Here is a 25,307-nt window from a genome sequence, read left to right on the forward strand (position 1 = left end):
TCTCCTTCTTGTCATCCTCACCGACTTCGCATCCTTCGCCCCACCCTCCCGGGCAGGTCTCATCCGCTCCGTCGTTCATCCGCTCCCCATCCGACCCGCTGTCGTCGGGCTCGGATGGGGCCCTCTTACGTTTGTAGACTAAAATCAGATTCTGGCTTGGGTCACGGCCCTGCACCATATCCCCGGTGGCCCTGTTATAATAGTTCACCTTACGTCCACCGTCGCCCATGATGAAGTCGGACCATCCCAGGCTCTGCACGTAGTCCCGCAGCTCCTCCGGCTCCATGCCGTCCCCGTCCGGGAAGGCGATAAAGGCGAGCGCCCCGCCCCACATGCCCCACCCGGTCCGGCCACGACGCCCCCGGACATCGGGCTTGCAGTACATGGTCTCCGGCTTGCCCTGGTAGAGTCCGGCGGAATTTGCAATATAGTTCGCCTTGCCGCAGGCCCCGCCGGGCGGGACTATGCCCATTGAGATGTCCGGCCCGGTATCCCAGATCAGAGCCGGGTAGTGGTATGCGTCGGTCGCCAGCACCTTCCCGTCAGCCTTGATGGGGCATGTGGGGCGGTAGGTCTCGTAGAGCCAGAAGTTGCCCGTGATCGCAAGGTCCGGCTCCTCCTGGGCCACAATCTGTCGGAGGGGCAGTTTGCCGGAGTTGATGTAGATTCGTATCCTGTCTATGTCCCCCAGTGGGATGGAGGCGATGTACTTACTCATCGTCGTCGCAAAGTCCGTTTGACTCTGCCTCCACAGCCCCGCGCATCAGCTCCACCGCCTCGGCGTACCGCCCCGCCCTGCGGAGCTCCACCAGCGCCTTGTAGTGGTCAAATAACGCCTGAGTGAGGGCCGCTCCCTCATTGGTTAGTCTGGGCAGGTCCTCCGCCAGCGCGGCGTAATCCACATCCCCCGCGCCCCTGTAGTGGGGCAGCGTGGGGTCCCCGGCGTTCCTGACGTTGGCCAAAAACATATCCTTGGCGTGCTGCGGCTCCGCGTGGTTGACTTCGGCGATGTCCATGATCTCATTGATGTACTCGTACAGATGCTTCATAATAATTTTCCTTTCCGGCCTTTCGGCCTGTCACAATTATTTACCTATGGAAATGCCCTCCGCCGTAATTAGATAGCCTAAATTCAAGTAGGGACTGTACACGGCAAATTGTTCCGATTCTCCATCGTCCACATACTCAATATGTCTTGTGACAATTTTTCCACTGATACTTAAACTTGGGGCGTCTAGCTTGACAACGACTTTCAGCAGCATGCCGGAGTTGCTTGCAGAGAGAATTTCGGCAAACGTGCGGTCACAGGTGACCATAATGTTACCCTCCGAATTTGCTGTTTGGGTTATTGTGATCACATACTCGGGTATGAATTTGGGGTCCAGCGGGTGGGCCACGTTTTGGTATACCGCAACGTGGCGGGTGCCGTAATAGCCCCCCTGATTGTATCCGTAGACTGTTTGGGCCGCCGTGTCCCACCGGATGGATATTGACGGTTTTATCTCGATTACGGTATCGCTGAACTGTGTGGCTGCCGCGGTGTAGACCGAACCATCGATCACCACTTTGTACGTTTCGCCTGCGACCGGCGCAGTCGTATAGGGTACATTGCCACTGGTATAACCACCGGGCCACGTCAAATCCCCCTCAAAGATGGATTCCTCCGTCTCATAGTGCGTCCGGTTTTTGATGTAGTCTTTCGCCGCAGAGTCGTTCTGAGTCCAGTCCGAGCGCAGGTCAGGAAGATACTTTTCATCCAGCGGATGCACTTCTTCGCCATCCAAATCCAGCAGCACGATATCATATACTCCCAGCATGCTGACCCATTTCGGGTTTATATCCGTCTCCACCACCTTGATGCAAAATGGGAGATTATCCGTGGCCAGCGTGCCAATATATAAGCTGCCGTCGGACTCGTCAGTTTGCGGTGTAAATATTTCGGCGGTTCCATCAGACAAATGCTCCCCCCAAGTGACCGGTTGTTTGGAGTAGTGATTCCCATAGACTAACACTTTGTATCTATGCGCCACATCAATTGGGATGGTATCTCGCTCCCCGGTCCACGCCGGATATTGCTTTTCCGCCCGCTCAATGTAATGCGTCCGGTTTTTGATGTAGTCTTTCGCCGTTGGGCCATTCTGGTTCCAATCCGGCTGTACCGCGCTCTCCGGCGCATCCTGCCAGGCTGTCCCATCCTCTGTCCTTGTAAGCAGTTGTCCAGACTTACCGCCCGCCGGCACGCCGATCCCCGCCGGGCCCTGCACTCCGTCCATCACCTCCGCCGTAGTCGTCCCAGATGTGTCTACGGCAGTCAAGAGCGCCCCGCTCTCGGTCCTCGCTACTTTGACCGAGGGCAGGATCTCCGCCGCCGCTTCCGCCCGGTCTGCGGCGGCCACCGCGTCGGCCTTGGCCTGCGTGACCCTGGCCTCCATCTGGGCAAGCTCCGAGGGCTCGACGCTCGGAAATGCCTCCGCAGCGTTGATGCTCCCGCTCACCAGCAGCTCAAACTGGTTGCTGTGGGCCACCGTATCCCCTTTGAGGCCCCGGAGCTGACAGCGGTACAGCCCGTCGGCGGCCAGGATATCCCGCGTGAGGTCCACCCACAGCACGTCCCCGGTCCGCTCCAGGTCCACCACGTTCTTTGCCTTCCCCAGGGCCATATCCAGCTTGACCGCCCACCCCGCGTCCAGGTCCACGGCGATCTCCAGCCGTCGGTGCAGGTGGTCCGACTCGTAGCCGAGCTCCCGGTCCCTTACTTCCATCAGCACACGCCAGTTATCAAGCCTAATCATACCTGCGCCTCCTCCAGCAGCGCCTGGACCTCGTCCCGCCAGCGCAGGGGCACGTCGTCGATGGTCTTCAGCCCCTTGCGGATCAGGTCAACGTACAGCTTAGCCATTCGTCTCACCTCCCAGCAGCGCCTCGGCCAGCTCCGCGATGGCGAGCTGCGCCGCAGTGTTGTTGTCTTCTACCACCTGGGCCAGTTCTGCCACGGCGAGCTGAGTCTGAGTGAGCGCGTCCGGCTCCGGCTCAGGCGCAGGGGTGGGCTCTGGGACGGGGAGCTGTGTCAGGAGGATCGATCCGCCCGTCTGTTCCACCCGCAGCCAGTCGGCCACGGCATAGGAGGCCAGCAGAAACGGCCCGTCCTCAAGTTCGGTCCACACCTCCAGGGCCTCTCCCAGCTCCATCGGCTCCGCCGTCTCCAGACGTACCGTCTGGTATCCAGGGGCAAAGGACAGCAGCTCCGCCTCCTGACCGTTGGTTTTTAAGATCATAGCCTTTCCTCCTTCAGAGACCCAGCCGAAAATGTGATCGGGCCGAAGTTGCGGTTTGCACTAATTGTGATGGTCTCGTACAGCGAACCATCCGCCAGTTCCCTCGACGCATAATAGAGATCAAGCGTGTCTCTGTTCGCGTAAGAGCCGTAGGGAAACCACAACCTTGTGCGGCTGCTGGAATCCCTACTAATCGATGCGATCTTCAGGACAGAGGTATCCCCACTATTCTCTGTGATTTTCAGGTGAGTGCATCCACTACAGTTCAGAGTGGCGGTCTCAGTGGTCGAAACGGAAACGCTTCTGACGGATTTGAACGCTTTTCCGCCCATCACGGGCAAAATACAATCGCTCATCTCATCCCCTCCTTACACCGTGCCCACGAGCTGGATCGGTATATTGACGGACGGAGCCGCTCCGTCGCTCCTGGTGTAGACCCGGATTTTGCCGGCCATGGTTTCGATCCGGCTGATGTTGTTGGCGAACTCCTCCACCATGAGTTCCGAGGCAGCGACGTCGGAGGTCTGCACCACGCCTACGCAGGGGGTCATGGCCGCCGTAATACCAGATACTGCGACGTCCTTGTAGTACCCGCCCCCGGACGCCGCCGTCCATGTTCCGGTGGGGATCGTCGCCGTATACCGGTACTTCACCGCCGCCCCGATATCTGCCGGGGTGGGCTTGTTTTGCGTAGTATAGAACTCAATCCAGGCGCCGTATACCGGCGTGGATACGTCACCATTCGTGGATAGCTTCCGGGCATAATAACGATTCCCGTTGGTCATGATCTTCTGGATCAGATAGGCATAGTTGCCGTCCAGGGCTATGGATGTCCCGTTGGATGGCACAACATCCATGACGAAGGCGTCGGTCGTCGGACTGTTTGTCAGGCTCCCCGCCGTCGCATTGTTTTTGCACCGATACACGCCGACCGCCGTGTACGAGTTGAGATCAGCGCCCTCGGGGATATCCGCCCGAGAATCATCAAACGGGATCGCTCCCGCCACATCCGCCACCTTGGGCTTGTTGCCGGCATGATAGACGTTATACGACGTTCCGTTGAAGTTCAGGCTCAAGCAGGATGCAAGACCTTTGATTTTTTTAATACACAGGGCAGCATACGTCCCATCTGTATCAACGTCCTTAATATGCAGCCCATCCTCGACAGACGAACTTGCGTTTTTAAAGATAGTGGCCGTTCCGGCTCCATCTGTTCCGAAATTAAGTGATGGAAGCGCACTCTTTTTTATAGTCAGGTCCCCAGTCATGGTATCGCCGGTCTTTGCGACCGCCCCCACCTGGGCCGCCGTCACCCCATGGGGGTTGTTGGTGTTGGAGATGTGCGCGCTGGTTGCCGTCCCGTCCGCCTTGGCGTTCCACGCCGCCCGCTCCGCCGCGCTGACGTGCTTCACCTGGTCCGCTTCGTGCGCCGCCAGCGCCGCCCCCTCCGCCTTGCCGTCCTCCAGATCCTTCAGCGCCGCGTCGACGGCATCCATATTGGCGTTGAGCACGTCGATCTTGGCATAGTCGCTGCCGCCCGGCTTATTGAGTCCGTAATTTGTTGTCTGCTCCATCTCAGAGCTCACCTCCTAAAATATCATCCCAGGTCCGGCTCTCCAGCTCTCCCCAGGTCTTGTCCTCCAGCTCTCCCCAGGTCCGATAGATAATGATGTAGTCGTATGCCAGGTGCGCGGGCTTGATCTCCTCCAGGGCCGCCGACAGGTCGTCCAGGTTGGGCGGCACCCCGATGCTGCTGAGGAACCGGATGTCGAAACGGTATGCCTCCGGCTGCTCCTCCACCGCCACCTGGCCGTTGGTGAAGCTGGATGCCACGTGCTGGATGAGCTTCTTTGTAACAGTTCCTTGCCCAGCCAGCTTTGCAATAATCCTGGAACGCCTGTCCGCCATAGCAGATTCTGAATCGGTGGGAAGCCCTAAAATCTTTTCGTGCCGCCCCAGCCCCCAGGTAGAGGTCGCAATGACAAGCTGCTGTTCCTGGCTGCTCACGTTGTCGCGTAGCTCCTGCATAACGCTTTCCTCGGCTTGCAATAGGTCCCTCATGTTTTTCATTTTCAGCAGAAAGAGCGGGAGCATCTTAGAATCATTCAGCTTCATGTACTGAGACCTCCTGGAGTTTAAAAAACTCGCCTACCTGTGCTTGTATGGAAGATGTTCCGCCGTTGATTGTGTAGGAAACAATATCCTTTACTCCGGGTGCATTGAAAATACGATCTCCGATCCTGAAATAGCTTAGCGGAGTATCCTCCTGGAAAGCGATCTCATTTAAATATTCTTGGATGTATTGGCCAATAGATGTCTTGGCAGCCTCAAAGCCAAATCCGGATTCCATTGATATTGTAGCGTCAATACTGATGAGAATGGGTGACGCGGCAACCACCGTGACCGTAGCGCCAACAGGACGATTTTCCTCAACATATTCTCGAACCGCTTGAAGATCTGCTTCCCCGGGGACATCCTTTTGTGTAGAGATTACAATCACTTTCACCGTGCCGGGCCCATTCCAGCACGGTATACATTTTGCATCCCCGATATTGGGCACACTCTTGGCCCAGTAAATATAGTGGTTTTTATTCCCACTTGTTAATGGATTCTGGATTTTCTGGAAAATCCGTTCCCGAAAAGCGTCGTCTGTCTCACCTTCCAGTCGGGCCTCGTTATAGTCGAGGGCCTTTCTATCTAAGTATTCGCCTTCAGCGGTATCCAGGAACACATGGTCCGGGATTGTAGAGATTTCCATTTGAACCAGCCGGGCCATTTCTTCAGCGACTGCCTGCAGGTTATCCATACAAAATCCGCCCTCGAGCTTATTTACTTCATCTTTTAAAGCTCCTTTCATGCGGCTTAAAATTTCTGCATAGCTAAAGTCCATCTCTGCTGTGTCACTCATGCACACACCTCCATTGCCTCCCATGCGATTTGAGTCGGTCCGTAGACCGTCGTGCAGGTAAAATCAGTTTGGATCCCACTTTTGGTTTGTGTAAAAACGAAGTCTGAAATCTCGGAGATATATGGATTTACCATCAGGGCTTCAATGATAAAACGCTTGATCTCGGATTTCACGACCTCAGAGTGCGAGGGGCTTCCTATCAAAGTATGGATCTCGCTACCAAAGGCACTATCATAGGCAGTATACCGGAACCGCTCTGTAATCAGTGCCTTAAATATCCAGATGCGCAGTGCCTCGTTGCCCTCCACTAGGTAGGTATTCCCGTTGCGGAGCAACAGCCTGTTGTTTTCAAAATCATATGCATATTCCCGGAAAAGCGGACGATTACTGTTCTGATCCGCTTCCAGAATTTCTGGGCTGATAAAAGGGAAGATACTCATGCGGGCACCACCTTTACAACGATATAAAAGGCGACGCCGGATTCATACACCAGCACCTGATCCCCAGCCTTTAGGGGCAAGGAGGCGTTCTTATAGAGGTACTTGGAGATCACCTGATCGTGCGCTTTAATGGTCAGCGGTACGGTGGTATTGACGGTCGCAAACCGCCAGGTGCCGTCTGCGCCGCCAGAGCCATCGCCCATCAGGGCCTCGGCCATCTCCACGGCCCATCTTGACATATCTCTCGCCTCCTATCCTTGGGATTGGTTTTCAATCTCCTTCTCGTCCATCATGTTGGAGAAAGCCAGGGTCAGAGCCATCTCGTGTTTGCCGTCCGTGAAGGTGTGGGTGTCGCTCTCAATATAGAACTTGCCGAACAGCCCGGTGGTGGTCTCCTGGACGATCAGCGCATAGCCACTGACCGCCCGGCTGTCTCCTGGACAGCCGGTGACGCTGCCGGTCTGTTCCAGCGTCTGCAGGAGGGCTTTTGCCTCGGTCTGTGCGTCCTTGCCGTCCTCCTGCTTGTAGACCGTCTGCACCACGCCATACTTTTGCTGGGCGGCGGTATCCTCCACCACGCCGATCTGGTTGCCGTCCTTATCCGTGATCAGCACCCGGTCAACCAGGTTTTGCAGGCTGGTCTTGTAATTGGCCTCCGTCAAATTGTAGGAGCCGTCCAGCACCGCCCCGCAGAGCGCCCCCTTCTCGATTACATGGAGCTGTGTGGCGTTTTTAATTAGGGGGATGTATTTCTTGCCGTTCTTCCGGCTGGCGGCTGTGTAGGCCGCCATAATGCCGTCATACGCCTTCTTTCCCAGCCACGGCATATAAACAGGGATCCCCGTGGCTGCAGCTGAGCCGAAAGGGATCCCAAGGTGGGAACAGATCCAGGCAGTGATGGCCTCCGGGGTTTCGTTATCGAATACCCGGTTGATGTCAGACTTCGTGACATAGAACATCATGTCGAGGGCGGTATAGGTCACCACATTCCCGCTGCCGGACTTCTCAATATCAAAGACCGGGCCGCTGAAAAGCAGCTTCCCGTCCTCCAAAAATTGCACCTGGTCGCCCTCATTGATGTTCACTTTCGGGAGAAAGCGGTCGCTGTCCTTGTTGGCCACCGTGAATACCAGCTTCCGGGCCACCTGCTTGCTGTCGCCGCTCCAGGTGACCTTTTCAATGACCTCGGCCAGCTGCTTTCCCCCGGCGTTCAGTTCATAGCTCATGGGATCACCAGCTTCTGTCCAGGTTTGATCAGGTTGGGGTTGCTCCCTATTGTCCCCTTGTTGGCCTCATAGATTTTCGTGTATTGGGAGCCGTCGCCATAGTATTTCTTTGCAATGTTCCACAGACAGTCCCCGGACACCACGGTGTAACTCTTGGGGGCAGTCTGCGTATTGGGGCGGTTGTTCAGCCCGTTGGTGTCACTCTGCTGCTGGGTCTCCACCTGCACCGCAGGGACATTCAAGAAGCGGTACTCGGATAGCTCCAGGGTGTAATACACATCCTTATCGCCTTCCCGGTACTTTTTGGTCAGCTTGTCGATGCTCATAGCCAGGTTGAAGTCGCAGTCGCTGATGATGACACGGATGGGCTGTGTGCTGGTTTTCCATTTCTCCAGCAGCCGGATATATTCCAGCGGCTCCCGGTCTGCATAGCGGGCCAGCGGGGACGATGGCGAAGGGAAAAAGCTGGACAGGGAGCCTGTCACCAGGCCCCGGTGCCCGATCAGGTTTGCTTCGCCGATATTCAGCAGGGTGATCTTCTGGTTGTTCTGGGCCTCGGAGAACTCAAACTCCGAGGGGTTGATGGGGAGATCGAACATCTCCTCGTGGTTGTTATAGCTCAGTTCAATGATGCGCTGCTTCAAGCGGCCACCTCCTTATGCGGGCACCGGCACCATATTCTTCACAGCCAGCACCACTTCCTTGGCGACCTTCTCGCCGATCTTGTCGATGTCGGCCTCCTCCCGTACCACGATGGTATCGGCCAGCTTTGCCAGGGTAAACTGGACGACAGAGGAAACGGGGGAAGATCCGCCGCCTCTGCGGATGGGCGCGTTGGCCGGGACAGAGGTGGGGGCGTCTTGCGCTGCTGTGGCCTCCCGCATCCGCTGCAGGCTGCTGGCCAGCTGGACGCTCTCCTTGTTTGGCAGGATCCGTGTCCCGCGCGGCAGGTCGATCAGCTCCGGCCCTTGCTCACCCACCCAGGTGGGGCCGCCGCGCCAGTTGTTAGTGCCTTCTGCGTTAGAGCCTGCCTCGCCGCCACCGCCGCCGAATCCGAACAGACCGCCGACCTTATCTGCGATCCAGCTCAGGCCGTTGCCGATGCCCTCGACGATGGGCTTCACCGTGTTCCACACGCTGCTGATAACGCTGGCGATCCCATTAAAGACCGTTTGCACCACATTGAAAATGGTCTTAAAGACGCTGATGGCGATGTCGATGACCGGGGAAATGACCGACCATGCGGTGGTCAGAATGTCTGCCACCACCGGCATCACCGTACCGATGATCTCCTGGATCCAGCCCATCTTGCTTCCGATGAAGGACAGCACGGAGCCGACCTTCTGGCCGATGCCGTCGAAGATGACCTGGAACACAGGAGCCAGGGTGGAAATGACCGTCCCAATGCCCTGTACCAGCCCGGCAATGACCGGAGCTGCCGCACTGATCACCTGGCCGATGGTGCCCACCACCGTCTGGATCACAGGCAGCACCGAGGGGATGAGCGTCTGCACGGTCTGTATGATGCTGGTGATGGCGGGCATGACCGCTACGCTCACCTGCTGCAGGGTGGTCTTGACAGAGGCCCCGAAACTGGCCAGCTGCGGCTGCATTGCCGCAAAGCCGCTCTTGAAGTCCCCGATGGCGTCGAAGAGGTCATCCACGATGCCACCCATGCCGGAGGGAAGAAAGCTGACGATGCCATCCCGCAGGCTCTTGACGATCCCTGCGCCCAGGCTCTTGATTTTAGGGGCGGCAGTCTGAAGGCCGGTCTGGATAGCCTCCGGCAGGGAGGTGATGACACGCCCCACCATGGGAATGGCGTTGTCCAGCAGGAAGGTGGAAGCGGTGGAGACCAGCTCCTTCATGGAGCCGGTCACATCCCCGCCGATGGCCATATTCCCCAGCAAGTTCTGCGCGGCGGCTTTCATTGCGGAGAAGGAGCCGCTGAAGGTCTCGCTGGCTTCCTTGGCCGTTGTCCCCGTCACGCCCAGGTTTTCCTGGATGGCGTGGATGGCATTATATACATCGGCCAGGTTGTCGATGTCGTACTTGGTGCCAGTAAGCTTCTGTGCGTCCGACAGGAGCCGCTGCATCTCCTCTTTGGTGCCGCCGTACCCCAGCTTCAGGTTGTCCAGCATAGTATAGTTCTGCTTGGCGAAGCCCTGGTAAGCGTTCTGGATGGACTCCATATCGGTGCCGAACTTGTTTGCGTTGTCCGCCATGTCGATCAGGGCCATGTCCGCGACGGTGGCCGCCTTTGCGGTGTCACCGCTCAGGCTGCTGATCAGCGAGGCGGAGAAGCTGGTCACCTGCTCCATATAGGCGTTGGCGGAGAGGCCCGCTGTGCGGAATGCTGCGTCCGCATTGGCCTTTACCACACTGGCATCTTCCTTGAACAGGGTCTCCACGCCGCCGATGCTCTGCTCCAGCGCAGCCCCCTGGCTGATGGCACCGCCCATGACCACCGTGACCGCCAGTGTCACCGGGATGGCCACCGTCTTTGCCAGGCTTGTCAGCTGGCCCTTGATTTTGGATAGCCCGGCGGTCACGCCGTCCTTCAGCTTGACCACCGGCGTGGCGATCATCTTTCCGACCGCCTTGACCTTATTCCCCACCGCCTTGACCTTGTCGCTGGCCATATCCTTGATGGCCATGGCGGTGACGATTTTTTGACGCAGCGGCTCAAGCCGCTGCCGCAGCTGCTGCGCAGTCCGGTTTGCCGCCGTAGCGTCAAGCCGGGCCGTGCGCCGCTGATCCCAGGTGGACTCAAGTTCCCGGCGCGTCCGCTGCACATCACGCCGGAAGGCACTCTGCTCTTGCTTGATATTGCGGAGTACCGCCGACATATTATCTTTGATTGAAATTGCGCCTTTTACCACGCCCATCGGCGGCCCACCTCCTTATTCCAGCGAGAACATCTTCGCCCGTTCATCCAAGGCGACCAGCATAGATGCCTGATAAAAAAGCCTGGATTCAAGATCCAGACTTAAAAACTCCTCTGCCCTCCATCCCTTCTGGATGTAGTAGTGGAGCAGGTATGCGTCGCCATCCTGGGCAATTACTTTTTTAAATCTTCAACCACGGTCACTTCGCCGTTCATCGCGCCGGACAGTTCCATGATGGCCGTCGCGATCTGTGTGATCTCCGACAGGTCAAACATATTCACGATGTCCAGCGGCTCCTTCAGCTCCCGTTCCTCCGGGGGCAGCTCGGCTTCCTGGGCCATGATCTCCTTGGCCACATCCCGCAGGCTCGGCTCCATGGCAGCCAGATAGATGCTGTACTTGTCGCTGCGCTTGATGTCGCCGTTGTCCTCCAGCGTCATGCACTCCATGATCTCCCCATAGTCCAGGCTACGGATCGTCAGATCCATGTCCATGCTGGGGATGTGCAGGGTCTGCCTCTTGGGGATCTTCTTGTTCTTCAGCCGCTGCAGGGCGCGGCGGGAAAACTCAGCCAGGGTGCGTTTCTTCTCGTTGTCCATATCCATATCCTCCATTTACGCAGAAATAGCGTCCAGGTTGACCATGTCGCTCGGCGTGAAGCCGCCGGTAGCCTCCTCCTCGATCAGGCCGCCCTTTTCGTAGCCGACCATCGGCAGGTCGTTATACCAGCAGTTTCCGATGCTGTAACGCTCCTGCTGCCCGTTGGTAGCATCGGGGTCAGCCAGCTTGGTGATGATCTGGCTGCGCAGATCGACGCCCTTCTTCCAGCTCTCCAGCACCCTGTTGTAGCGGGTGTAAGCCTTCTTGATGGTCAGCGTGAACTCGCCTTTGATGCCCGTCATCTTGCTGTCCACATCAATGTCCAGCTGCACATCCTCGCGGTTGGCGCTTACCTTGACCTCAATCTTGGACAGCTCGGCGATCAGTTCGCCATCCACCCAAATCTCGCCCCAGGTGCCCGTCAGTGTGCGATTGCCTCTCAATTTGCTCATGGCTTGCCCTCCTTACATATTACAGGTCAGCTTCAGATCTTCCATCGCATCCACGAACTTCACATTGCTGGCGATAAAGACCTTGGAGCCGGTGTTCGCCTGGGCGATGGCAGTTTCGTCCATCTCAGAGGTATCTTTGCCCTGGCTCTGCAGGTAAGTTTCCTGGGCCTCCACATCAATGGAGGCGGTGTTGTCGAAGGTCTTGTCCAGGACATCACCCTCCAGTTCCTTGTGATAGGCCAGGATCGCGGCCACAAACGCCTGCTTGTTGTCGTAGTCGTTGATGACCTTTCCCACATAGCCGCTCTCGAAAGTCTCCCGAATATCATCCTGGTAGAGGTCAACACCCTCAATGATCTTAATTTTCGAGAAGTCCTGGCCATGCTCCGGGGTGAAAGAAGTCAAGCTGTTCACGCCGCGTCCGATCTTGTATTTCTCCCCATCAAAGACGATGACCAACTCCCCATCATCAATGCGCTCATCCGCATCCTCCGGCACATCGGCGGCGGTGATGTCGGACAACTCGAAGAAGGTGCAGCTTCGGGACAGGGGCAGCCCGGCCAGCACACCGGCGATGCGGCAGCAGTACTCTGCAGTGGTAAAAGCGGTGGTACCCAGGGTGCTGGTGATGTTGTCCGTGGTCAGATTGATAATGCCCTCATGGTCAGCCGTGCAGTTGGGCAGCACCGCCTTGAAGGTCTTGTGGTGGTCATCGCGCGCCTCCTTGATCCAGGCGGCCACCGTGGTCTTTTCATCCTCGGAAATACCCGGAATAACCAGGTAGTTCCACTTCAGATCGTTCAGCTGCTTCAGCTGCGGATCCAGATTTTCTGCCGATGTTGCCACCTTCAGCACGATGGTTTTAGAAGGGGATCCCTCATAGACCAGCTTCAGGTATTCGTAGTTGCGCACGGTGAAGTGCGTGGGATCCACATCCAGCACACTCTTATAGATGTTCAGCGCCTGGCCCTCTTCGGTGTCATCCTTCAGAACGATGGCCACGATGCCCCGTGCGCTGCGTTTGATGGCGGTCACGCCTTTGGTCTTGAACTCAATGATGATTTCAGGCAAACCCATAAAATCACTCCTTCCCGTAGTCCTTGATGGTGGACTCCAGCTCTTCCATGAGCTTCAGGCCCACCGGCTCTTCGTCGCTGTCCCGGAAGGACAGTGTAAATGTGGCGTGGAGTACTTTGTCCACGGTCTTGAATGCCAGGTCGGTGATCGTCACCGCCCTGGCATCTCCCTTGTCTGTGAAACGAAACACCGGGAGCAGCAGCTCATCCAGTGCCTGGCTGATCTGCAGATACTCCCGGTTGCTCTCGCCCTTGGTGTGGATCGCGGCGTCCACCAGGATGCTGCGGTCTGTGTAGCCCCGGCCTGCGGGCTGGTTTCTGGAAGGGATAATGTCCAGATAGATATAATCCTCCAGCTCCGTCTGTCCCGCCTCCTGCGTCTTGTCGATCCCCTCGCCGAACACATCGAAGGCGGGCCAGCGCCCCTTCAACAGTGCGATTAGACTGCTGCGGATGGCCTCGTAAATGGTGGTGGCCATGCTCTCCCTCCTCACAGGTCATGGGTGCTGATGAAGTCGCTGAGCCATTCCCGCAGGAAACCGGGCAGGGCCTGGTTCAGCTCTTCCAGGGACAGCTCCATCATGTGCTTGCCCGGCACAAAGCCACGCCCGCCACGCGTCCGGTGCCCATACTCCACCGGCTCCGCATACTCCACATTGTTGTAGACCTCGATATAATAGGTGTCGCCCTTTTTGACAATTGGACCGACCTTCCAGCTGTCCTGGAGCCTGCCTGTCTTGCGAGGGGTCTTTTCCTTGACCTTTCCTTGCAGCTCATAGGCGATCTGGATGACCATCGCGCGGAATTCAGTGGGGTATTCACTCTCGATCATGCGGGAGAGCTGTTGCTCCAGCGCGTCGAGACCATCAAAGCGGTATTCTGTCCGGCTCATGCTTTCGCCTTCGCCAGCTTCAGCGGCACATTGTTGTGGGAGGGCTGCCGATCCGCAAGCCCGGCCTCCGTCAGGTACTCCCGGCCCAGCCGGATCACCTTCACCGTGTCCCCAGGCTCGATCTCCACCTCCGGGCGGACGAAGAGCAGGTAATCGGTGTCGATGCTGGCCGTTGGCTCCTTTTTCCCCAGCTTGCCCCCGGAGGGGCTGGAGAGGGCGCAGGGTATGTTCTCATACACCGCCTTGCCCTCCAGCCCCTTCTGGAACACGCTTTCCCCGGAGGGCAGCGTTGTCTTTTGGGGACGGTACACCCAGCACTTGTCCTTGTAGGTCAGCGCCAGGATGTCGGCTTCCGTCATGTGGGGCAGTCCTTCGGCAGCTTCATCCGTTTGAAGGGGATGAGCTGGCTCTCATAGTTCTTCACAAAAGCCACCGTTTCCTTCAGGCTGTTTGCCTTGTCCCGGTAGCTGATGCTGGTGTCGCCCCGCGTGACGCTGGCCACATCGTTTTCCGATGGGGCCACCTGGTCAGCCCGGAGCATATCCTCCACGATCTGCGCCGCCACATCCTCCAGCGGGGGAGGGAAGTCCTCCCGTCCGCAGAATACCAGGATGCGGTTGATGGCCCGCTTCACATACCGCTCAATGGTGGGCAGCTGCTCATCCGGCAGCTGCAGGTTGCTTTTCGCCGTCGCTGCGATCCAGCTCACCAGTTCCTGATCCATCCGGCTCATCCTTTCCCTTGGCGCTCTTCTTCGTGGTGGTCTTGGCCTCGCCCTTCAGCCGGTCGAGCAGCTGCTTTCCCAGCTTCTCCAGGTCGGCCTCCGTCACCGGGCGGCTCCCCGGATCAGCGGAGCCGCCGATCCGGGTGAAGCCCTTCTGCTCCAGCTTGGCGGCCCGCTCTTCGCTGGCCACCTCCCGCACTTCGTTCAACCGTTTCATCTGGATCATGTCAATTACCCCCTTTTAGGAATCACCACTGGGCGCGGCAGGCTTGGCCTGTTTGATGTTCACCCACATGGCGGTCAGTTTGTTGTCCGGCACCCACAGGTCATGGTACTTGCGGTAATCCGTGGCCCAGGCGCGCTTCTTCTGGAAGGTCTCCGGGTCGAAGATCCGCACCTTGTCCGTGCGAGATACGGCGATGGGGGCCGTGCGGGGGCAGATGATCCAGTTGATGTCCTGGGCGTCGGCAGCCGCCACAAATCCGCCTTTCTCCTGGCCCGAAGTGGTGCCGTCATAGAGCTGATAGCTGGTTTTCATACGCCCGCTGCCCACGCGCAGGATGGGATGCTCCCCGTTCAGGCTCTTCACCTTCACCGTCACATTGCCCTGCTTGAAGTCCATCACGCTCAGGCTCTTGGACAGGGTGCTGGACATATCGAAGATGGCCGCCACGGGGCGGGCCATCGTGATCACCAGCGGGGTCTCGTCGCCCACAACATCCTGCACCGCCGCGATGTCGTAGTAGAGCTTCTGCAGGATGTCGCTCTCTGCGGGGGTGTAGCCGTAGCCCACCCGCTCCTTGGCGGTGCAGAGGGCCGCGATTTTGCTGTAGCGGTATGCGTCGATCTCCGGGATGACCTTGGTGCGCTGGAACTCGCCCATGACCTGGGCGGCGGTCACCACGAAGTTGGTCTCGTTGACCTCATTCTCGTCGAAGGTGAACTGGCGGCCCCTGTCCTGGGTCATCTCCTTGGTCTGCCACTTCAGGCTCACCGAGCCTTCCACAAAGCCGGTGTCCCGGTCATAGTCGGCCAGGCCGTCCATGTCCATGTTGGGGATCTTCACTTCCGCGCCGCCATTGTAGCGCACCAGCTTATCGTTCAGCTCCATCCAGCCAGAGGTGGCCTGCTCCACGGCGGCCTTGTCCAGCTCACTTTGGAATACGCTCGCGTACTCGAACACATTTGCCATAATTACATCATGCCTCCTCTAATGCCCTGCGCGATCTGGTCCTTCACGGCGTTCTCCGCCTTGGCTCCGCCGCCCAGCCCCTCCGGGGTCTTACCCCGCAGGCGCTCCTTCACGGCGACCTCCAGCGCCCCCTTGAACACCTCCTGGGTGTGCTTCAGGCTCTTCTCCATGCCCTCCTGGTCGGTGTAGGTCAGCAGGTCGGCCAGGCCCACGGGGAAGCCCTCGTCGGTCAGCTTCTTCAGGGCCGCGTCCTTCAGGTCACGCTGCAGCAGCTCCGCGCGCAGCTTCGTCAGCTCCTGCTCCTTGGCCTCGCCCTCCGCCTTGGCCCGTTCCTCCGGGGACAGCTTGGCCAGTCGCTGCTGTTCGGCCTGCTCCGCTTCCCAGGCGGCCTTGGCCTCCGCGATCTTGGCGGTAAGCTCGGCCTCGGAATAGCTCTTGCCGTCCTTGGCCTCCGGCTGGGTGCCCTCGTCCTCCTTGGGAGCCGGGTCGCCGTCCTTCTTGGTGTCCTCACCCTCGCCGGAGCCGGGGGCCGGATCCTCCTTGCCGCCGAAGAGCGCATCCCAAAACTTCTGGAATGCCGTGCGCTGCTCGGCAGTCGGGGCGGCAGGCTGCTGGGCGGTCTGCGCTTCGGCTCCAGCGGTGTCAGCCGCCGTGCTGGTGGTGGTTGTGGTCTCTGCCATTGTAAATTCCTCCCTTTTTAATTTTGGCATAATAAAAACACCCCTTAAGGGGTGTTTTCAATGTGTTTCGTTGCCCGTTGTCAGTCGTAGGGCATAAGTTTTTTGCGGGGGACCAGTTTTGGCACATGGTCCGGGTCTTTGGGCTCAAACCGGATTCCACGATCTCCCTCAATGGGTTGGTCATGGACCACATAATCATTCATAATGTCTCGCGGGATTTTGTCAAATGCTTTACAGCTCAGATGACCATCAACCAGGCCGATAAAGTGCTTACAATACCCGCAGTATGGTGTGCGGGGCATAGGGTTATCCCGCCATCTGGCATCACTGTATGGTTTTTTATTCATCGGAGATCTCCTCCATATAGATTGTATTCCCCTCGATGCGTGTAGGAACAAAACAGGTATCCCGCCGGAAGAGGATCTCTTGCTCATTGGGGTTCAGTCCTGTTAGGTCCTTTCCGTGCTTGGAAACGATCACATACTGAATTTCCATAGATGGATCATAGACCTCTGTGGACGCGGAGGTGTAGGCATTAAACCGTTGTGGAATACCAATTATATGGCTTTTAATGAACGCATCCACATCGTCGATTCCAAAGCTGGAGACAGAGCGGTAGACCGTCCCAGTCCGCTCCGGCAGCTTTTCCAGCGCCCGGTCCAGCTCCTCCACAAACCTCCGGTCCGCGCGGGACAGCGCCGCGCCCCGGCGCAACTTATCGTTGATCTTATAGGAGTCGCTGCTGATATATTTCATCAGCGCGGCCTGTTCCGGTTCCTTTAAGTCGATTTTAGCAGGCTTGACAGGGCTGTCAACATATTTCTTTTTCCATTCCCGAAACTTGATGTTGTCTGCCAGGGGATCGCCCTCTCGCTTGTCAAAGATACTCTTCTTGAAATGGGCCTTGATGATGCACAGGCAGTTGGGGTGGATGGGCGGCAGGTTCACGCCTGCCTCTGCCTCGTCTACTCGGAACATCCGCCCATTCAGCTCGCTGCAGGTGCAGCTGCCGGCGTGCTCCGTGCCGCCCAGGAACTGGTATTCCTCGATGCCGCTCTCCTTGTAGCCCATCACCTCGCCCTGGTTGGCGAAGTATTTGCACTCCGTCCGCACCAGACGCTCGGCGTTGTAGCGCCCTTTGTCCATCACCTCGTCGATGGCGCGGGCCATCTTCTGGACGCTGCTGCCCTGGATAAAGCCCATGGTGATCTCCCGCTTCACCAGCGCCGAAAGGTGGTCGCAGGCTCCCCACACGGCCTCGGAGTAGTGCTTCTCGCTCCACGGGAAGGACAGCACCCGCTGGATCAGCTTCTTGTCGATCTTCGCCACATGGAAGCCCATCCCGATCCCGCGCTGGATGGAGAAGCAGCTCTCGTAGTAGTTGACCTGCAGCAGGTCGCCCAGCAGGGTGTCCAGCTTGGTGGTGCTGTCCTCGGCCAGGTCGATCATGTTCTGGTACACATTGGCCAGCAGCTGCTCCTTGCGGGTGATCCGGCTCTTCATGGCCAGGGTGTTCAGCTCCAGCAGCGCCTTGCTGTCCTTGGCCGCGCCGGATGCCTCGGCGATATACGCCTCGATGGACTTGCGCCACACGCTGTATTCCTTACCCTCCAGGAGCTGCCGGGCCGCCTCCTCGGTCAGGCCGTTGTCCTTTGTAAAGCGGGCAAACAGCGCCTCGATCTCCTTCTCAATGTTGAAAGCCGCCTCGTCATAGAGGAAGATCACCTCTCTGGCGTAATCGTCCGCCCGTTGGGTGTTGCGCAGCACACGCTCCTTGGCGTCCTCGATCCACTCGTTGCGCGTCCAGTAGCTCATGCGCCCTCACCGTCCTCGTCCTCCGCGGGGGCTTCCTCGTCCTCCGGCTGGGCCTTGGCCTGCTCCAGCGCCTGGGCCAGGGCGTTGTATTGGCCGAAGCTGTTGACCTCCTGCTGCTTTTCCTCCTCCAGCTTCTGCAGCTCGTTCTGCACATTGTCAATAGTGGGCAGCATCTGCAGGCGGGTTTCACGGGATAGCTCCCCGGACAGCATGGTGATGATCTGCGCGATCTCCAGCACATTCTGCGGCTTGTTGCGCCGGAATTGGATGTCGATGTCACGGTAGTCAAACTGGCCGCCCTGGATGTTCAGGATGTGGGTGATCAGCTCGATGCGCCGCTGCAGGCCGCGCTTGAACTTCCGCTCCTTGATGGCGCAGATCTGCTCCAGCCCCCACAGCTTATAGGACACCGCCACGCCGGACAGGTTGCCGCCGAAGTTCGCGTCCGTCAGGTTGGGCACCGCCGAGAAGATGTGCATATCCTCCCGCAGCCGCTTCTTATAGTTCTCCAGGGCCGTGTCGCTCACCTCTTTGATGAGCCACTGGATGTCGCCGCCATCCTCCAGGATGATGGCCCCTTTTTCCTTCATCTCCGCGATGTCCTGGGAGGTCACGGCCCCCATCTTCAGCACCTTCAGCAGCGCCTCGTCGTTGTACTGGAAGAAGTTCGCCGTGTTGCTCTCCACCCGGTTGTATGCGTCGATGAGCGTGATCACGCCCTCGAAGTCACCCAGGCGCTCCTCGTTGTTGATGTACTCCACGAAGGGCACATCACCCCAATAGTGCTCCCGGATGTCCAGCAGCTCCAGCGCCCCGCCGTTGATGCTGCGGAAATACCAGCAATCCTGGGCCGTCCAGAACTCCACCTTCTTGATGATGTTCTTGTCCTTGTCCCTGGAGTACACGATGCGGATGGCCGCCATGGGCGTGTTGTATCCCGTTTCACAGATATAGATGCAGCCGTCCGGCGGCACCTTGGTGAAACGGATCTGCGCGTCCTCGTCCAGGTACAGCATCTCAAAGCAGTTCCCATTGATGCTGGCTCCCTTGGCCAGCTCCATGTTCTCGTCCTGCTCGTCGTTGTAGTCGAAGATGTCCTGCAGCACCTCCAGGTATGCGTCATTTTGGGAGCTGTAGACCACCGGCTTGCCGATGAAGTAGCCGGTGGCCGTGTCCGTGATATACTTGGCCATGTTGTTGACCAGGCGGTTGTTGGGGGCGGTGCTGTCCTTCTTCCTGTGCCGGAGGATGTCGTGGTCGCCCTCGTAATACCCCTCCAGCTTGGCGTACTTGGTGTGCCCCTCGTTTTCGTCGATGATCTCCTTGATGTCCGCCTCCGTCAGGCTGTCCAGCAGGGAGCGTTCCATAAAAATAACTGGCAAAGCTGCCCACCTCCTTAAATTCCAAACTCAGCCCGATCCAGAATGCGGAATCGCTTCACCCGCTTTGCGATGGAGCGCGCCCCCTCCAAAGCGTCCGGGCCGTCATCGTGCGCGCCCATGGGGAACTGCGTCAGCTGCTCCAGCAGCCGCTTGTGGCGGCGGTTGAATTTGATATACTTGTTCTTCACATCCGGCTGCAGCGTCTGGATGCGCATGACCTTGTCGCTGGTCTGCTGCACCTCCTCGATGGGCAGGTATAGCCCGGCCTTCGCGCTGGCCTTGGCCAGCTCCTCCTTCAGAAACCACTGGAACTGGTTTGTTTCCGCGCCCAGCTTCCGGTAGCCGTGGCCGAAGCTGGCCCGGAGCCACCGCTCCTTGGCCAGCACATCGGCGATGATCCGGTCGGGGTGCCGCCGCTCTATGTCTGCATCCACCACATACATATATCCGCTGCTCCGGTGCTTGGCCAGGGTGACGATGGCGGAGAAGTCGCTCCGCTTGGTCTTGCCCAGCGAGGGGTCGATAAACCCGAAGAAGTCAAAGACCGGGTCGCGGAAGTTGATCTCCGCCTCGTTGTAGTATTCAAACCACTCCTCCATGAACAGGCAGTCATCCGGGTTGATCGGCTCGTTCTGCTCCTCGGAGTTAAACGAAGCCTCGCCCTCCGACACCCGCATCACCATCAGGTCGTAGTAGGACAGCTTCTCCTCCCACAGCACCTGGGTGCCCTCCAGCATGGCCGCCTTGTGCGCCTGGAAGAAGGCCAGCGCGTCGGCCTCCCGGTCATCGTTGGACAGGTCGGTGAAGATGCTTTCCCACTGCTGCCACAGGTCATCCGCCTGGGAGAACTGGATCACCGCCTTGTACTTGATAGAGCGGTAGGCCGGGTTGGTCAGTGTCTTGGCCAGCAGGCTGTCATAATGGAGCAGGGTGCCGATATAGACGATGTCGGTGTAATCGTCGCCGGACTTGCTCACCGCCTTGTCAAACCAGTTCTTCAGCTTGCTCCGCTGCTCCGGCGTCCGCACATTCTCATCGTTCTCCACATCGTCCAGGATAATAAGGTCGGGCCGCCAGTTCCTGTGCTTCCGGCCACGGATCTTCTTGCCGCTGCCGATGGCCTCGATCTTGATGTTGGTCTTGGTCACCAGCACATTGCTGCGCCACACGCTGCCCGCCAGCGGCCCGAAGTCCTCCAGGATCGCGGTGTTCTCCTCGAACTCCACCCGGATGTTGTCCAGGAAGCCCTCGGCCTGCTCGGAGCTGTCCGAGATGATGATGGGATAATGCTTGTATCCGTACAGGGTGGAGTGCATCGTCCCCTTGAAGGTCAGGTTGGTGGACTTGGCGTGGCCACGGGGGGCCGCCACCGCCCGGCGCACCCCCGGCAGGCGGCTGATCGTCTTGATCTCCGCCGCCGTCAGGGGATAGCGCCCCTTCAGCACACCCTGCTGCCAGATCGCATCCAGCTCCCGGTGGAACTCCGGGGACGGGCGGCTGAAGTAGTGGGGGAAGTAGGCCCGCCCGAAGAACTCCATGTCGATGGCCCCCAGCTTCCGGCGCAGGCCGTCCTCCCCGGTCAGCGGAAGCCCCGCCTCGAACTCCCGCCGCAGCTGGACGCGCTCCGGGGTGCTGTCCCTGTTTAAGAAATCCTTTAAGAGCGCGCAAAGGCCCTTTAAGTCTGTGCTGTCCTCGTTGTATAGTTTGCTTTCAGCCTCGGCCAGCGCACCGACCAGGGCGTTGATGCTCTGCTTTTTCCGCTGCTTCAAAATGACCTTGCCTCCTCCTGTGTCCAATCGCGGGCCGTAGCCGCCCCACAGCGGGCTTTTGGGCGGGGTGGGGAAATTACCCCCGCCTGCCCGGTGCGGCGAATTTAAAGGGGTCTGTGCGCCGCTTAAACGGTATTACGGGCGGGAACACAAAACCAGGGCCGAAAAACAGGGGTGCAAAGGGTGTGCTTCGCCACCCAGCCTGTCATTCAGCCCGGTTATTTGCCCATATTTCCACCGGCCTCCCCAGGCGGGACGAATCAACCGCCTGCTTTGCCCGGCTTCCTGTAAACGCCGTTTAAGAACTCCCGGCCTCTTCGCTCCCGTCCCCCTCCACAGAGAGGGTGAGCGTTTTCGGCTCTCCGCACAAGCTGATCTCCACCTTGGCGCGGCGGGTGCGCTTGTCATAGTCGATGCTGCTGACTGGGAAGCCGCGCAGCACACCCTCCACGATCCGCACGCCGCCCCCCGGCAGCTCCTCCACCCTGGAGGGCTTCAGCAGCTCCCCGCCGTTGTCCAGCAGCCGCAGCCACTCCACCTCCAGGTGGGTCAGGTGGGACGGGGTCAGCCCGTTGGGGCCGAGGAAGCGGAGCACATGAGGGATCGCCTTCACCCGGTAGTAGCTCTCGGCGCTGTACTCCAGCGCCAGGAACACATAGCCGGGCAGCAGCGTGTAGACCTTCGTTGTCCAGCCCCCGCCGCTGCGGATCAGCCGCTCCTCACGGGGAGCCGCCGCCCGGATGCCCAGGCCCTGCAGCGCCTCCCGCACCGCCGTCTCCTGCCCGGTCGATACCTGCAGGACATACCACCTTATCATGCGCTCACCTCACTTCCAAACCATCCTGCTTCTTGCTGTTCAGGAACTCGTTGACCTGCCGGTAAATGTCAGGCCGCTCCTTGGCCATCGCCTCCCACACCAGGGACTTGACGGCATCCAGGCCCGCCTCGGTGGTGTCCCGGTTTTGGATCTCCACGCGCTTCTTGTAGGCCGCCGCGCGCACCAGCGCGTTGGCCTCGCGCAGCATCTTGTCCACGCTCACGCCCTGCCAGTCCTCCTCCGAGGTGTTGGCCAGGGCCGTGAGCAGGTTTTGGCTCGTCAGCCGGATGATGGCCTCCGTGGTGTCCAGGTCGGGATATTTGTCCAGCTCATCCATCATGCGCCGGAAGTTCTCCTGGGCCATGTTCAGCATCTGCACCTCGGCCTGGTATGCCCTGGCGTAGCGGCAGACGCTGGCGACGGAGATGCCCACCCCGTTCTCGCCCAGGAAGTCCACGATCTCGGAATAGGTGCTGCCGGACAGGAGCATCTGCTCCACTGTTTCCCGCAGAGCGGGGTCGAGAGCGTCTATTTTACTGTGCTTTCGGTTGCCCGCTTTCTTGCCCATCCCTTACACCTCGATCATATCGTCCTCGATGCCCCCGGCCAGCAGCCGGATGCCCCTGCCCGTCAGCTTGGCCTCCAGCGCCGTGTAGTCCGTGTCGGCCAGGGCCGCCGACTCCTTGGTGGAGATCCGCCGCAGGTGGATGTAGCCCTCCTCGGCCAGGAAGTTCACACTGTCCAGGAACTCGTCCTCGGCGATGCCGTCATCCGCCAGGACGCTCTGCACACCCGTCAGTTTGTTGTACTTCAGCCGCAGGATGTTCACCGTGCGCAGCACCTTGCCGTTGTTGTGGACGAAGCTGCCCGCCCGCAGCGCGCGCTTTTCCAGATTACTCACCCTTCTTATCTCCTTTCATTTCCAGCAATATATCCATGATCCGGTCGAGCTTCCGGTCGGTCTTGGCCTGCTCCCGGAAGAAGTCCTCCTTGGTGATGTAGTCCGCTTTGATCTGCTTAATATCACCCCGGCACTCGTCCAGATCCTTCCGGTGCTCGGCGCGGGGGGTGTAATCAGCCCGGATCTGCTTGATGTCTGCCTGAAGGGATTGAACCGCCCTCTCATAGTCGGACTTCTTCACGCTGTTTTCGCTGATCTCCTTCATCGCCTCGTCCAGCTTGTCGATGCGCCCGAACAGAGATCGCTTCAGCAGATAGACCAGCCCGGCAGTTACAAATCCAAGCAGCAGCACGGCCAGCCACCAGGTACCAGCGTCAAATGTCATAGTGAAAACCCCCGCGCAAAAAAATAGAAGGTACATCGGATTTACACCGATTGTACCTTCTATTTGCGAAGCGGGAAAATAAAGCCCTTTATGAAATTGCTTAAAAGAGGGATTGTTGCCCATCCATGGGTCGGGCGCGGAACTCCCGCATCTTATCTGATACAATACTCCTGATCCGCACTTCTGTCAATCCGTACCTTCCAGCCAGCTCCTTGAAGTTGTACCCGTCGAACTCCTCGCGGATCTGTTCGTCGCGGGCCATCCGCTCCCAGGCGTCCGCTTTGGGGATGTAGATGGAAAGGCCCCCGAACACGGTCACCAGCCGTTTGTAATTGTCCAGGCCGATCAGCTCGGCCACCTGCTGCTGCTCCTCGTCCAGGTCGGACAGCTGCACCCGATCCAGCGCGCTCATCCGTGACCACCACCTCGCTTTGCATTGTTCACATAGCCCTTCAGCACCTCGATCAGCTTGTTGCAGGCCCGGAAGTCCAGCCAGATAAAGGGCTGCTGCGGGGTGGAGTCCATCCGCAGCTCCTTGCGGATGATGCCGCACAGCCGCTCCCCCAGGGAGGCCGTGCTCGGCTCCTTATCCGCCTTGGCCAGCTGGTACATGAGCGCCCACACCTTTCGCTGCTGGCCGTCTGTGGCCCCGCCTGGGCGCTCCGGGTGGGTCTTGGGCTTGTGCCTGGGCAGCGGGGCCGCCCCCTGCCGCTTCTGCAGGTCGGCGATCACCGCCTGCGCCTCCGAGTAGGTCAGGGACTTTACCGAGTCCTTCCCGGTCAGGGCGGACACCAGCGCGTGCAGGTCATCGTCCTCGCTCCCGCGCTCCACAATGCCCAGGGCATTCCCGATGGCGTAGATCTTCCGAATTTGCTGGGCGTTGATGGCTGCCATGCCCGCCCCTCCTTTCTCTTACACTTCCGGCTGCTCGGCTTCCACGCCGACCTTCATGCCTTCCTCCACGATCACGGCGGCCCGGATGATGTCAATGGCCTCCTGCGCCGTGCCCTCCCAGCCTGCGGCCTCCAGCACCTGCGCCAGCCATTCCCAGTTGATGACCTCGGCGGCCAGGAAAGCCCAGTCGCTGGCCTCCTGCTCCGGCAGCCCGGCCACCTTCTCCAGCAGGGCCTTGTCCTTCTCCCAGCGGCCCTTCAGCTTCTTCCGCAGGGTCGCCTGGATCTTGGCGTCGCCGGTGATGGCCTGGATGGTCTCCTCCAGGCTGCCCGTCGTGAAGTTGCCCTGGCAGACCATCGCCAGCAGCCGCTTGCACGGCTCGGTCATCTTGTCCACGGTTTCGGACTTCACGAAGTCCCCGGCCACATTGCCCAGCACCTTCTTCACCATCGTCAGGGAGATGGGCTTCACCGTGGCCGTGTTCGTCACCGTCACCCGGCTGTTCTGCGTCCCCCAATAGCTGATGGAGAGCAGCTTGGTGTCCTTCAGCGCGCCGGTGGCCAGGGTTTCAAACTGGCCCTTCAGCCATTCCATCCGCTGCTTGATGCGGTCGGCCTCCAGCGTCAGGGCGGCGTACTCGTCCACATAGCGCCGCACCTGGTCGGCCCGCTCTTCCATCTTGGTTTTCATCTCCACCAGCGTGTCAGCCAAGTTTCTCGACCTCCTCCCGGATGCCCAGGAAGCACTCCCGGCAGATCTGGAAGCCCTTAAAGGTCACCACCTCATAGGTGCCGTGGCAGATGTTGCAGGTGGGGCGGTGCTTCTGGATCACCAGCCCGCCGTCCCCCGTGGGGGTCAGATCCACGGCGGTGCCGCCTTCCAGCCCCAGCTCGTGCCGAAGGTGCTGCGGGATGGTCAGGGTGCCCTTTTTCCCCATGCGCTTCGATGCGTTTCGCATTGGCTTAACCTCCTTCTGTTCTTGTGATGCCTC

The 25,307-nt window shown here is 59.1% G+C and carries 35 protein-coding genes; all 35 read right to left on the minus strand.

From position 1 onward, the window contains the following. The coding region (locus ABUA09_RS04500; protein ID WP_349949114.1) for a hypothetical protein at positions 1-718 on the minus strand (718 nt) is incomplete at its 3' end. Further along, a complete protein-coding gene (locus tag ABUA09_RS04505; protein ID WP_349949115.1) occupies positions 711-1,049 on the minus strand; it encodes a hypothetical protein in 339 nt (112 codons plus the stop codon). The genes ABUA09_RS04500 and ABUA09_RS04505, both read right to left, overlap by 8 nt. A 36-nt stretch (positions 1,050-1,085) precedes the next feature. Beyond that, entirely contained in the window at positions 1,086-2,792 is a 1,707-nt protein-coding gene (locus tag ABUA09_RS04510; RefSeq protein WP_349949116.1) for a hypothetical protein, read from the minus strand. After that, complete coding sequence (locus ABUA09_RS04515) at positions 2,789-2,899, minus strand: CD1375 family protein (protein WP_349949117.1); 111 nt, start codon at positions 2,897-2,899, stop codon at positions 2,789-2,791. Before ABUA09_RS04515 ends, ABUA09_RS04510 begins: the two co-directional genes overlap by 4 nt. Then, positions 2,892-3,275 (minus strand): hypothetical protein, encoded by a 384-nt coding sequence (locus tag ABUA09_RS04520; protein WP_349949119.1) that lies wholly within the window; start codon positions 3,273-3,275, stop codon positions 2,892-2,894. The genes ABUA09_RS04515 and ABUA09_RS04520 overlap by 8 nt, the downstream gene beginning before the upstream one ends. Further along, positions 3,272-3,631 (minus strand): hypothetical protein, encoded by a 360-nt coding sequence (locus ABUA09_RS04525; protein WP_349949120.1) that lies wholly within the window; start codon positions 3,629-3,631, stop codon positions 3,272-3,274. The genes ABUA09_RS04520 and ABUA09_RS04525 overlap by 4 nt, the downstream gene beginning before the upstream one ends. Before the next feature lie 12 nt (positions 3,632-3,643). Further along, entirely contained in the window at positions 3,644-4,849 is a 1,206-nt protein-coding gene (locus ABUA09_RS04530; protein ID WP_349949122.1) for a pyocin knob domain-containing protein, read from the minus strand. Between the two features lies 1 nt (position 4,850). Continuing rightward, on the minus strand, positions 4,851-5,390 hold the full coding sequence (locus ABUA09_RS04535) for a putative phage tail protein (protein ID WP_349949123.1): 540 nt from the start codon (positions 5,388-5,390) through the stop codon (positions 4,851-4,853). After that, positions 5,377-6,183: a baseplate J/gp47 family protein gene (locus ABUA09_RS04540; protein ID WP_349949125.1), complete on the minus strand. Its 807-nt coding sequence runs from the start codon at positions 6,181-6,183 to the stop codon at positions 5,377-5,379. The genes ABUA09_RS04535 and ABUA09_RS04540 overlap by 14 nt, the downstream gene beginning before the upstream one ends. After that, entirely contained in the window at positions 6,180-6,623 is a 444-nt protein-coding gene (locus ABUA09_RS04545; RefSeq protein ID WP_349949126.1) for a DUF2634 domain-containing protein, read from the minus strand. The genes ABUA09_RS04540 and ABUA09_RS04545 overlap by 4 nt, the downstream gene beginning before the upstream one ends. Beyond that, the gene (locus tag ABUA09_RS04550; protein WP_349949127.1) at positions 6,620-6,862 is read right to left on the minus strand and encodes a hypothetical protein; all 243 of its coding nucleotides are present in this window, start codon (positions 6,860-6,862) and stop codon (positions 6,620-6,622) included. Before ABUA09_RS04550 ends, ABUA09_RS04545 begins: the two co-directional genes overlap by 4 nt. Before the next feature lie 12 nt (positions 6,863-6,874). Continuing rightward, entirely contained in the window at positions 6,875-7,849 is a 975-nt protein-coding gene (locus tag ABUA09_RS04555) for an XkdQ/YqbQ family protein (RefSeq protein WP_349949128.1), read from the minus strand. Then, complete coding sequence (locus tag ABUA09_RS04560; RefSeq protein ID WP_349949129.1) at positions 7,846-8,493, minus strand: LysM peptidoglycan-binding domain-containing protein; 648 nt, start codon at positions 8,491-8,493, stop codon at positions 7,846-7,848. The genes ABUA09_RS04555 and ABUA09_RS04560 overlap by 4 nt, the downstream gene beginning before the upstream one ends. A 12-nt stretch (positions 8,494-8,505) precedes the next feature. Beyond that, the gene (locus ABUA09_RS04565) at positions 8,506-10,737 is read right to left on the minus strand and encodes a phage tail protein (RefSeq protein WP_349949130.1); all 2,232 of its coding nucleotides are present in this window, start codon (positions 10,735-10,737) and stop codon (positions 8,506-8,508) included. A 173-nt stretch (positions 10,738-10,910) separates the two neighbouring features. Next, positions 10,911-11,336, minus strand: coding sequence for a hypothetical protein (locus tag ABUA09_RS04570; protein WP_349949131.1), 426 nt, complete (start codon positions 11,334-11,336; stop codon positions 10,911-10,913). A 15-nt stretch (positions 11,337-11,351) separates the two neighbouring features. Then, entirely contained in the window at positions 11,352-11,789 is a 438-nt protein-coding gene (locus ABUA09_RS04575) for a phage tail tube protein (RefSeq protein WP_349949132.1), read from the minus strand. 12 nt (positions 11,790-11,801) lie between these two features. Then, on the minus strand, positions 11,802-12,866 hold the full coding sequence (locus tag ABUA09_RS04580; RefSeq protein WP_349949134.1) for a phage tail sheath C-terminal domain-containing protein: 1,065 nt from the start codon (positions 12,864-12,866) through the stop codon (positions 11,802-11,804). Positions 12,867-12,870: 4 nt separating this feature from the next. Continuing rightward, positions 12,871-13,344: a phage tail terminator family protein gene (locus tag ABUA09_RS04585; RefSeq protein WP_349949135.1), complete on the minus strand. Its 474-nt coding sequence runs from the start codon at positions 13,342-13,344 to the stop codon at positions 12,871-12,873. An 11-nt stretch (positions 13,345-13,355) separates the two neighbouring features. After that, positions 13,356-13,757 (minus strand): HK97 gp10 family phage protein, encoded by a 402-nt coding sequence (locus ABUA09_RS04590; protein ID WP_349949136.1) that lies wholly within the window; start codon positions 13,755-13,757, stop codon positions 13,356-13,358. Then, complete coding sequence (locus tag ABUA09_RS04595) at positions 13,754-14,116, minus strand: hypothetical protein (protein WP_349949138.1); 363 nt, start codon at positions 14,114-14,116, stop codon at positions 13,754-13,756. The genes ABUA09_RS04590 and ABUA09_RS04595 overlap by 4 nt, the downstream gene beginning before the upstream one ends. Further along, positions 14,113-14,481, minus strand: coding sequence for a head-tail connector protein (locus ABUA09_RS04600; RefSeq protein WP_349949139.1), 369 nt, complete (start codon positions 14,479-14,481; stop codon positions 14,113-14,115). Before ABUA09_RS04600 ends, ABUA09_RS04595 begins: the two co-directional genes overlap by 4 nt. After that, entirely contained in the window at positions 14,417-14,707 is a 291-nt protein-coding gene (locus tag ABUA09_RS04605) for a hypothetical protein (RefSeq protein ID WP_349949140.1), read from the minus strand. Before ABUA09_RS04605 ends, ABUA09_RS04600 begins: the two co-directional genes overlap by 65 nt. A 15-nt stretch (positions 14,708-14,722) precedes the next feature. Continuing rightward, complete coding sequence (locus tag ABUA09_RS04610) at positions 14,723-15,673, minus strand: hypothetical protein (RefSeq protein ID WP_349949141.1); 951 nt, start codon at positions 15,671-15,673, stop codon at positions 14,723-14,725. Positions 15,674-15,675: 2 nt separating this feature from the next. Further along, the gene (locus ABUA09_RS04615; RefSeq protein ID WP_349949142.1) at positions 15,676-16,353 is read right to left on the minus strand and encodes a DUF4355 domain-containing protein; all 678 of its coding nucleotides are present in this window, start codon (positions 16,351-16,353) and stop codon (positions 15,676-15,678) included. A 339-nt stretch (positions 16,354-16,692) separates the two neighbouring features. Next, on the minus strand, positions 16,693-18,168 hold the full coding sequence (locus ABUA09_RS04620; protein ID WP_349949143.1) for a minor capsid protein: 1,476 nt from the start codon (positions 18,166-18,168) through the stop codon (positions 16,693-16,695). Continuing rightward, a complete protein-coding gene (locus ABUA09_RS04625) occupies positions 18,165-19,550 on the minus strand; it encodes a phage portal protein (RefSeq protein WP_349949145.1) in 1,386 nt (461 codons plus the stop codon). The genes ABUA09_RS04620 and ABUA09_RS04625 overlap by 4 nt, the downstream gene beginning before the upstream one ends. 14 nt (positions 19,551-19,564) lie before the next feature. Beyond that, entirely contained in the window at positions 19,565-21,319 is a 1,755-nt protein-coding gene (gene terL, locus ABUA09_RS04630; protein ID WP_349949146.1) for a phage terminase large subunit, read from the minus strand. A gap of 298 nt (positions 21,320-21,617) precedes the next feature. Then, on the minus strand, positions 21,618-22,136 hold the full coding sequence (locus tag ABUA09_RS04635; RefSeq protein ID WP_349949147.1) for a transcription termination/antitermination NusG family protein: 519 nt from the start codon (positions 22,134-22,136) through the stop codon (positions 21,618-21,620). 4 nt (positions 22,137-22,140) lie between these two features. After that, complete coding sequence (locus ABUA09_RS04640) at positions 22,141-22,704, minus strand: phage protein Gp27 family protein (protein ID WP_349949148.1); 564 nt, start codon at positions 22,702-22,704, stop codon at positions 22,141-22,143. Between the two features lie 3 nt (positions 22,705-22,707). Continuing rightward, entirely contained in the window at positions 22,708-23,037 is a 330-nt protein-coding gene (locus ABUA09_RS04645) for a type VI secretion protein (RefSeq protein WP_349949149.1), read from the minus strand. Continuing rightward, on the minus strand, positions 23,030-23,422 hold the full coding sequence (locus ABUA09_RS04650; protein WP_349949150.1) for a hypothetical protein: 393 nt from the start codon (positions 23,420-23,422) through the stop codon (positions 23,030-23,032). The genes ABUA09_RS04645 and ABUA09_RS04650 overlap by 8 nt, the downstream gene beginning before the upstream one ends. Positions 23,423-23,522: 100 nt before the next feature. Next, positions 23,523-23,834, minus strand: a complete 312-nt coding sequence (locus ABUA09_RS04655) for a Mor transcription activator family protein (RefSeq protein ID WP_337649172.1) — start codon at positions 23,832-23,834, stop codon at positions 23,523-23,525. Continuing rightward, complete coding sequence (locus tag ABUA09_RS04660; RefSeq protein ID WP_349949151.1) at positions 23,831-24,316, minus strand: regulatory protein GemA; 486 nt, start codon at positions 24,314-24,316, stop codon at positions 23,831-23,833. The genes ABUA09_RS04655 and ABUA09_RS04660 overlap by 4 nt, the downstream gene beginning before the upstream one ends. 18 nt (positions 24,317-24,334) lie before the next feature. Then, positions 24,335-25,027, minus strand: coding sequence for a hypothetical protein (locus tag ABUA09_RS04665; RefSeq protein ID WP_349949153.1), 693 nt, complete (start codon positions 25,025-25,027; stop codon positions 24,335-24,337). Next, the gene (locus tag ABUA09_RS04670) at positions 25,020-25,274 is read right to left on the minus strand and encodes an AbrB/MazE/SpoVT family DNA-binding domain-containing protein (RefSeq protein WP_349949155.1); all 255 of its coding nucleotides are present in this window, start codon (positions 25,272-25,274) and stop codon (positions 25,020-25,022) included. Before ABUA09_RS04670 ends, ABUA09_RS04665 begins: the two co-directional genes overlap by 8 nt. Positions 25,275-25,307: the final 33 nt, after the last annotated feature.

The sequence above is a fragment of the Intestinimonas sp. RTP31139st1_F5_RTP31139_211217 genome (genome assembly GCF_040226735.1).
In the GTDB taxonomy this organism is placed as follows: domain Bacteria; phylum Bacillota; class Clostridia; order Oscillospirales; family Oscillospiraceae; genus Intestinimonas; species Intestinimonas butyriciproducens.